Below are 6,921 nucleotides of genomic sequence, written 5' to 3' on the forward strand. Positions count from 1 at the left end.
GGCGGGGAGGGGGACGGCTCCCCCCGCGGCGCTGGAAGTCGATGACGGTGGAGGGCACCTGGCCGACAGGGGCCCGGGCCGGCGCCGAGGCAATCGGCTCCCCCGCGGCTCCGGAAGCCGATGACCGCGCGCGAATGTGCCTGGCCGGCAGGCCCCATGGCCGGCTCAGGCGACCCGGCCGCCGAAGCCGGAGCGTCCCTGGGGGACGGCCGGCAGGGTGATCGCCACCTGTTCGCGGACCTCCTCGCCGAGCACGCCGACCACCGCGTCGGTGATCGCGGTGACCAGGCGCGCGGCCGCGTCGGGCACGTCCGGGTGCCGGTAGGCCGCCTCGCGCAGACTCAGGGTGATGTTCGGAGCGGTCTGGCCGGTCGGTATCCCGCCGACCCCGCGCCGGCGCGGTGGAATGCCGATGAGGTCCACGGCGACCAGGCGGCCGAACGGCTCGCCGTAGACGGAGCCGACCGCCTCCGCGAGCCCTCGGATCAGGCCCTCCTCGGCCTTCCCGTCAAGGGCGGTCTCGCTGATGTGCACGGTGAAGTGGGGCATGGTGGAATCTCCGATCGGGCCCGTGGGTGGCGGGCGGTCGGCCACTGATGACTTTGCAAGCAAAGCATCTTTGCCTCCAAAGGTAAATGCTGAAGGGTATGTGATGACCGGATCCGTGCGGCGCGAGGCCGCCCCGGGTGAGGTGGACGCGACGGTGCGCGAACTGCTGCTGCTCATGCCGCGGATGGCGAGCCGGGCGAAGCGCGTTCCGGTACCCGAGGCGCTGCGCTCACTGTCGCTGGCCCCCCGCCATCTCTCCCTGCTCTCCTATCTGCTGTTCGACGGACCGATGACCGTCAACGAGCTGGCCGGCCGGCTGGAGGTGGCCCCCACCACGGTCAGCCTGATGGTCGGGGACCTCAGCGAGAAGGGCGTCCTGGACCGGCGCGAGGACCCGTCCGACCGGCGGCGCCGGATCGTGGCCATCGCCCCCGAGCAGCACGAGGCGATCGCCGCCTGGCTCGCCCCCGGCGCCGCGGCCTGGCGCCGGGTGCTCACCCCGCTCACCCCCGCTCAGCGGCGCCTGTTCCTCGACACCCTGTACGCCTACGAGTCGGCGGTGGCGGAGGAACGCGAGGGCTGAGGGTCCGCCGTCGGTGTGCGGGCGAGCCCGGCGGCCTCCTCCGGTGCCAGGCCCGCGCCGCGTGCGAAGGCCTCCGCGAACGCCTCCTCGCCCAGAGCGGCGGTCGTCCGGGCGGTGATCCGGTCGACGTCGGCGCGTTCCGCGGTGGGCAGCGGGGCGCCCACACCGCGCCGCGCGGCGTCGGCGGCGCCGAGCAGCACCGCCGCGCGGGTCGGCCCCTCGGAGCCGGCCGCGAGCGACTCCGCTCCCGCCAGACCCTCCAGCGACAGCGCGAAGGCGCGCGGCTCGGCGAGGTCGAACGCGTGCTCCAGGCCCCGGAGATGGTGGGCGAGCGCCGCGCCGCGGTCACCGCGCATCTCGGCCGTGAAGCCGAGCTCGGCATGGCGCAGATGGTCGCCGGCCGGGGACACGAAGCGCGCCAGCATGCTCAGCAGCCGCGCCTCGGCCTCGTCGAGCGCGCCGGAGCGGCGCGCGCCCAGCGCCAGGCCGGTCTCGGCGGCCGCCTCGCCGAACCGGTAGCCCTGTTCGACGGCGAGCCTCCGGGCCCGCTCGTGGAGTTCGGCGGCACGCGGCCAGTCCGCGGCGAGCAGCGCGAGGCGGCCGAGCCCCGAGAGCCGTGCGGACACCTCGGCGTGCAGACCCAGCTCCTCGGCGAGCGCCAGGCCCTGCCGCTGGCGGCACTCGGCCTCCGCGTAGTCGCCCATGATCTGCGCGTGCGCGGCCAGCGGCGAGACGGTCTGCAACTCGCCCCAGCGGTCGCCCAGCGCCTGGAAGGCCGCGGCAGCCCGCACGCCGTCGCGGTGCAGAGCGGCCAGGTCTCCGGTGAACAGCCCGTGCATCGCGCGCAGCGCGAGCCCGGCGGCGACACCCCAGCCGTCCCCCGCCGCCTCGAACAGCGCCACCGCCGCGTCGTTCAGCTCGGCGCTCGCCGCCATGTCGCTCGCGCTGAACTCCCCGTACGCGCACAGCCACAGCGCCCGGCCGCGGCGCGCCGGGTCCGGCACGCGGTCGGCGGTGCCCTGGACGGACGCCGCGGGAGCTCCGGTCATGCGGGCGAAGGCCTGGTGCAGCAGGACGAGTTCGGGGTCGTCCGGGGCGGCCCGCAAGGCGGCTTCCAGGCGCCGCCGGGCCTCGGTGAGGCGGCCGCGCAGCAGCCACCACCAGCACAGCGAGGCGGTGAACCGGGCCGCGTCGTCCGCCTCGTCCCGGTCGAGCGCCTCGTCGAGGGCGGCGCGCAGGTTCGCCGCCTCGGCGTCGAGCAGGGCCAGCCGGCGCCGCTGGTCCGCGCCGCGCAGCTCCGCTTCCGCGTCCTCGGCGAGCGCCTGGTAGTAGCGCAGGTGCCGGCGCCGGGTGTCGGCCGCGTCCGCCATCTCGTGCAAGCGGTCGAGGGCATAGGCGGCGACCGTCTCCAGCAGCCGGTAGCGCGTCCCCGTCGGGCCCGTGACGACCACCACCAGGGACCGCTCGACCAGCCGGGTCAGCAGGTCCAGGACGTCCGCGGCGTCCACGCCGTCGCCCGCGCACACCGCCTCCGCCGCCTCCAGCGTGCAGCCGTCGCGGTGCACGGCCAGCCGCCGCAGCACGATGCGTTCCGGCGCGCCGAGCAGCTCCCAGCTCCAGTCGATCACGGCGCGCAGTGTGCGCTGCCGGGCGGGCGCGTCGCGGCGGCCGGAGGTCAGCAGCCCGAAGCGGTCGCCGAGCCGGTCCGCCAGCCCGCGGACACCGAGCGCCCGAACCCGGGTCGCGGCCAGTTCGAGAGCGAGCGGGATGCCGTCCAGACGCTCGCAGACCTCGACCACCGCGTCCAGGTCGGCACCGTCCCCGGACGGTGCGAATCCGGGTGCGGCGGCCGCCGCCCGGGCCATGAACAGCTCTTGGGCCTCCGCCGTTTCGAGCGGCTCGATCAGCACGACGGCCTCGCCGGCGACCGCGAGCGGCTCCTGGCTCGTGGCCAGGATCCGTACCCCCGGGGCGGCGCGCAGCAGCAGCGCGGCCAACTCCGCGGCGGCGTCCACCACATGCTCGCAGTTGTCCAGCACCAGCAGCACGGACCGGTCGCCCAAGGCTTGGACCAGGCGTTCGGCGGGCGCTGCCGGGATGGTCGGGCGCGGGGCGCCCGCGGGGGTGTCGTCGCGGATGCCGAGGACGGCGGCGACCTCACCGGCCAGCTCGGCGGCATCGCCGTGCCGCCCGGCGAGCTCGACGAACCGGACACTGTCGGGAAGCCATGAGGATGTCGGGGGCGCGGGCTCGGCGGCGCCGGGTGGACGCCCGTCCGGGGTGGCCGCCTCCGAGCCCGCCGCCAGGGTGTCCGCCGAGGTCCGCGGCCACCGCGGGCCATCGGTGGTCGGGCGGCTGGGGGCCGTCAGGCAGCGGGCGGCGGCGATGGCCAGACGTGTCTTGCCGACGCCGCCCGGGCCGGTCAGCGTCACCAGGCGGGCATCGTCCAGGAGCCGCACCACCCGCGCCAGCACCGCCTCCCGTCCGATCAGCGGGGTGAGGTCCGCCGGGAGGTTGGACGGGACGGTACGGGGCGCGCCGCCGCCCGGGACGGTGTCGGGTTCCGCCGGCGGCGCGGTGCCGGCGGCGGGGCCGGGCGCGTGGCCGAGGTCGGTGGCCGGGGTGCGCGACGGCTCCTGCGGCCGCACCGCGCCCGCGACGCCCTCCGTCCGCCGGGGCCGGGCGTCCAGCGACGGGTCCTGCCGGAGGATCGCCTCGTACAGCGCGGCCAGGTCGGGGCTGGGGTCGAGTCCCAGTTCCTCCGCCAGGCGGCCGCGCAGGTCGGCGTAGGAGGCCAGCGCCTCGCTCTGCCGCCCAGCCAGGTACAGCGCCCGCAACTGCACGGCACGCAGCCGTTCGCGCAGCGGGTACCGGGCCACCAGGTCGGCGAGTTCGCCGGTGAGCAGCGGGTCGCCGCCCGCCTCGAGGCGGGCTTCGGCGTGCTCCTCCAGCACGGCTACCCGCTGCTCGTCGAGCCGGTGGGCCGCGGCACGGGCGAACTCCTCGTCGGCGAAGTCCGCGTACGCCGGGCCGCGCCACAGCCCCAGCGCGGTCTCCAGCCGGGCGGCGCGTTCCGCGGGGTCGGTGACGGCGCGGGCGTCGGCGACCAGCGCCAGGAACCGGGCGGCGTCCACCTCGTCGGCCTGGCCGCCGTCCGCCGCGTCGAGGGCCAGCCGGTAGCCGGCGCCCTGCCGCGGCACGCGGTCCCGGCCGATCGCGCGGCGCAGCTGGGACACCTTGGCCTGGAGCGCGTTGGCCGGATTGCCGGGCGGCTCGTCCCCCCACAGCTCGTCGACCAGCCGGTCCGCGGAGGCCACCCGCCCCTCCTGGACGAGGAGCGCGGCCAGCAGCGCGCGGACCTTCGCCTCGGGGACCCGCACCGGGTCGCCCGCGGCGTCCCACACCGCAAGTGGACCCAGCACCCCGTAACGCATGTCCGCAGGCTACACAGCACATCGGTGATCCGTCAGCGGACCGTCAGCCGCCCCGAAGCCCCCTCGGCCAGAGTCGTTCCCGTCGGAAGAACGGCACAGCGGAGCGGTCGGAGGGAACGGACCATGCCGAAGTACACGGGCCGGAAGGCGGTCGTCGTCGGCGGCACCACGGGGGTCGGCCTCGCGATCGCCAAGCGCCTCGTGGAGGGCGGTGCCCGCACCCTGCTGACCGGAGGCGCGGCACACGGGATCGCCGATGTCGAAGGCCAGTTGGGCCCCGCGGCGTCCCTGGTCGCCTGCGACCTGTTCGCCGCGGACGCCGTCGCGGACTTCGCCTCGGCCGCGGGGAGCGCCTTCGGCACCGTCGACATGCTGTTCGTGGACGCCGAGCCCGCCGCCTCGAAGCCATGGGCAGAGCCGGGTGCGGTGTCCGGGACGGGGCACCACGACGGGCGGTTCACCGCCGCCGCGAGGGGCGCGTACACCGCCGCCCAGGCGCTGGCACCGCTGGTCGCCGACGAGGGCGCCATCGTCTTCACCACGGTGGCGGCCGATGTCTGCCGGCCCGGCACGCCGGACGCGGGCGTACGGGCCATGACGGCATCGGCCGTGCACGCCCTGACCCGGGTGCTCGCGGTCGAACTCGCCGACCGCGGCGTCCGCGTCAACGCCGTGTCGCCGGGCGCCATCGACACCCCCGCCGACGCACTCGCCCACACCCCCCGGCCCGAGGCCGCACCGCCCCTGGGGCGCCGCGGATCCGTCGACGAGGTCGCCCGCGCCGCCCTCTTCCTGGCCACCGACGCGACCTTCACCACCGGCACCGTGCTCGCCGTCGACGGCGGACTCGGCTGCGGGGGCGGCCGACCGGGGCCGCGTCCGGCGCCCCGGGACTGAGCGCCGCCCCCGCACCCACCGCCGTATCCCCACCCACGAACAGGACGACTCGCCATGCCTTCCACCGCACCCGCCCAGACACCCGGGAAACCCCGCGAGGCAGCGCTCCGGAACGCGCCGGCCCCCAGCGCCGACCGGCTCCCGCTGCCCGCACTGCTCGCCCTGGCCACCGCCGTCTTCATCACCAGCCTCACCGAGACGCTGCCCGCCGGACTCCTGCCCGCGATCAGCTCCGACCTGGGCGTCGGCGAGTCCGCGGCCGGGCAGACCGTGACCATCTACGCCGTCGGCACCGCGCTCACCGCGATCCCGCTCGCCGCCGCCACCGCCCGCTGGTCGCGCAAGCGGCTGCTGCTCGCCGCGATGGCCGGGTTCGCCGCCGCCAACACGGTCACCGCCGTGTCGTCGGTGTACGCGCTGACCATGGCGGCCCGGTTCGTCGCGGGCGTCGCCGCCGGCCTCGCCTGGGCGCTGCTCGCCGGTTACGCCCGGCGGCTGGCACCGCCGCGTCTGGAGGGCCGGGCCGTGGCGGTGGCGATGGCCGGCATCCCGCTGGCGCTGTCGCTCGGCGTCCCGGCCGGGACCTTCCTCGGCCAGGCCGTGAACTGGCAGACCGCGTTCCTGATCATGACCGGTCTGACCCTGCTGCTGCTCGCCTGGATCGCCGCCCTCGTACCCGACCAGCCCGGCCGGGAGCACTCCGCGGGCACCCCCCTGCGGGCCGTACTGCGGGTGCCCGGGGTGCTGCCGGTGCTGACCGTCACCCTCGTCTTCGTCCTGGCGCACACGATCCTCTACACCTACATCGCCACGCTCCTCGACGAGTTGGGCCTCGGCGATGCCACCGACACCGTGCTGCTGGTCTTCGGCGCAGCCTCACTGCTCTCCATCTGGCTGGTGGGAGCGCTCATCCACCGCAGGCCGCGGGCCCTGATGGTGGGCAGCACGCTGCTGGTCGCGGTCGCCGCCACCGGCCTGGCGCTGTGGACCGACAGCACCCCCGCCGTCTATGCCGCGGCCGCGCTGTGGGGCCTCGGCTGGGGCGGCGTGCCGACCCTTTTGCAGACCGCGGCGGGCAACGCGGCCGGGGACGCCGCCGACGCCGCGCAGGCCGCACTGGTCACCCTCTGGAACGCGGCGATGGCCGCCGGAGGGCTGCTGGGCGGGCTGCTGTTCGACCTGTTCGGCGCCGGGGCGTTCGCCTGGGGCGCCCTCGTCCTGCTCGTCCCCGTCCTCGCCGTGGTGCTCGCGGCCCGTACCCACGGCTTCCCGGCCGACCGGGCACCCTCCGCCTGAACAGCCTGAACACCCCGACCAGTTCCAACAGTTCGCAACAGCCTGAGCGCCCGCCTCCGGCACGCCGCCTCGGACCCCCGACGCGGCCCGCCGAGCCACTCACACCCCTCATCCCCTCCCGGACCAGGTTCCCGAAAGGACCCCCGCCATGACCACGAACTC

Annotated in this window: 5 protein-coding genes; 3 read left to right on the top strand and 2 right to left on the bottom strand. The window is 76.3% G+C overall.

Annotated features, from left to right (window positions below; genetic code table 11):
• Positions 1–165: 165 nt before the first annotated feature.
• Positions 166–549, bottom strand: coding sequence for a hypothetical protein (locus E4099_RS26745; protein WP_135341693.1), 384 nt, complete (start codon positions 547–549; stop codon positions 166–168).
• Positions 550–652: 103 nt separating this feature from the next.
• On the opposite strand from E4099_RS26745, the gene E4099_RS26750 reads away from it, so the two are divergent.
• Entirely contained in the window at positions 653–1,132 is a 480-nt protein-coding gene (locus E4099_RS26750; RefSeq protein ID WP_135341694.1) for a MarR family winged helix-turn-helix transcriptional regulator, read from the top strand.
• Here the strand turns inward: E4099_RS26750 and E4099_RS26755 are convergent.
• Positions 1,096–4,566 carry an AfsR/SARP family transcriptional regulator gene (locus E4099_RS26755; RefSeq protein ID WP_135341695.1) on the bottom strand — a complete coding sequence of 1,157 codons (3,471 nt, stop codon included), beginning with the start codon at positions 4,564–4,566 and terminating at the stop codon, positions 1,096–1,098. The two genes, E4099_RS26750 and E4099_RS26755, sit on opposite strands and share 37 nt — an antisense overlap.
• Positions 4,567–4,689: 123 nt before the next feature.
• Here E4099_RS26755 and E4099_RS26760 point away from each other — a divergent pair, with 123 nt between their 5' ends.
• Both E4099_RS26760 and E4099_RS26765 read left to right on the top strand, forming a co-directional pair.
• A complete protein-coding gene (locus tag E4099_RS26760) occupies positions 4,690–5,463 on the top strand; it encodes an SDR family oxidoreductase (RefSeq protein WP_135341696.1) in 774 nt (257 codons plus the stop codon).
• A gap of 54 nt (positions 5,464–5,517) precedes the next feature.
• On the top strand, positions 5,518–6,759 hold the full coding sequence (locus E4099_RS26765) for an MFS transporter (RefSeq protein WP_135341697.1): 1,242 nt from the start codon (positions 5,518–5,520) through the stop codon (positions 6,757–6,759).
• Positions 6,760–6,921: the final 162 nt, after the last annotated feature.

Source organism: Streptomyces palmae, from assembly GCF_004684805.1.
Classification (GTDB): Bacteria; Actinomycetota; Actinomycetes; order Streptomycetales; family Streptomycetaceae; genus Streptomyces; species Streptomyces palmae.

Bases quoted from the DNA above. Each gene is read 5' to 3' on its own strand.
- E4099_RS26765 (WP_135341697.1), top strand. From the start codon at position 5,518: ATGCCTTCCACCGCACCCGCCCAGACACCCGGGAAACCCCGCGAGGCA.
- E4099_RS26750 (WP_135341694.1), top strand. From the start codon at position 653: ATGACCGGATCCGTGCGGCGCGAGGCCGCCCCGGGTGAGGTGGACGCG.
- E4099_RS26760 (WP_135341696.1), top strand. From the start codon at position 4,690: ATGCCGAAGTACACGGGCCGGAAGGCGGTCGTCGTCGGCGGCACCACG.
- E4099_RS26755 (WP_135341695.1), bottom strand. From the start codon at position 4,566: ATGCGTTACGGGGTGCTGGGTCCACTTGCGGTGTGGGACGCCGCGGGC.
- E4099_RS26745 (WP_135341693.1), bottom strand. From the start codon at position 549: ATGCCCCACTTCACCGTGCACATCAGCGAGACCGCCCTTGACGGGAAG.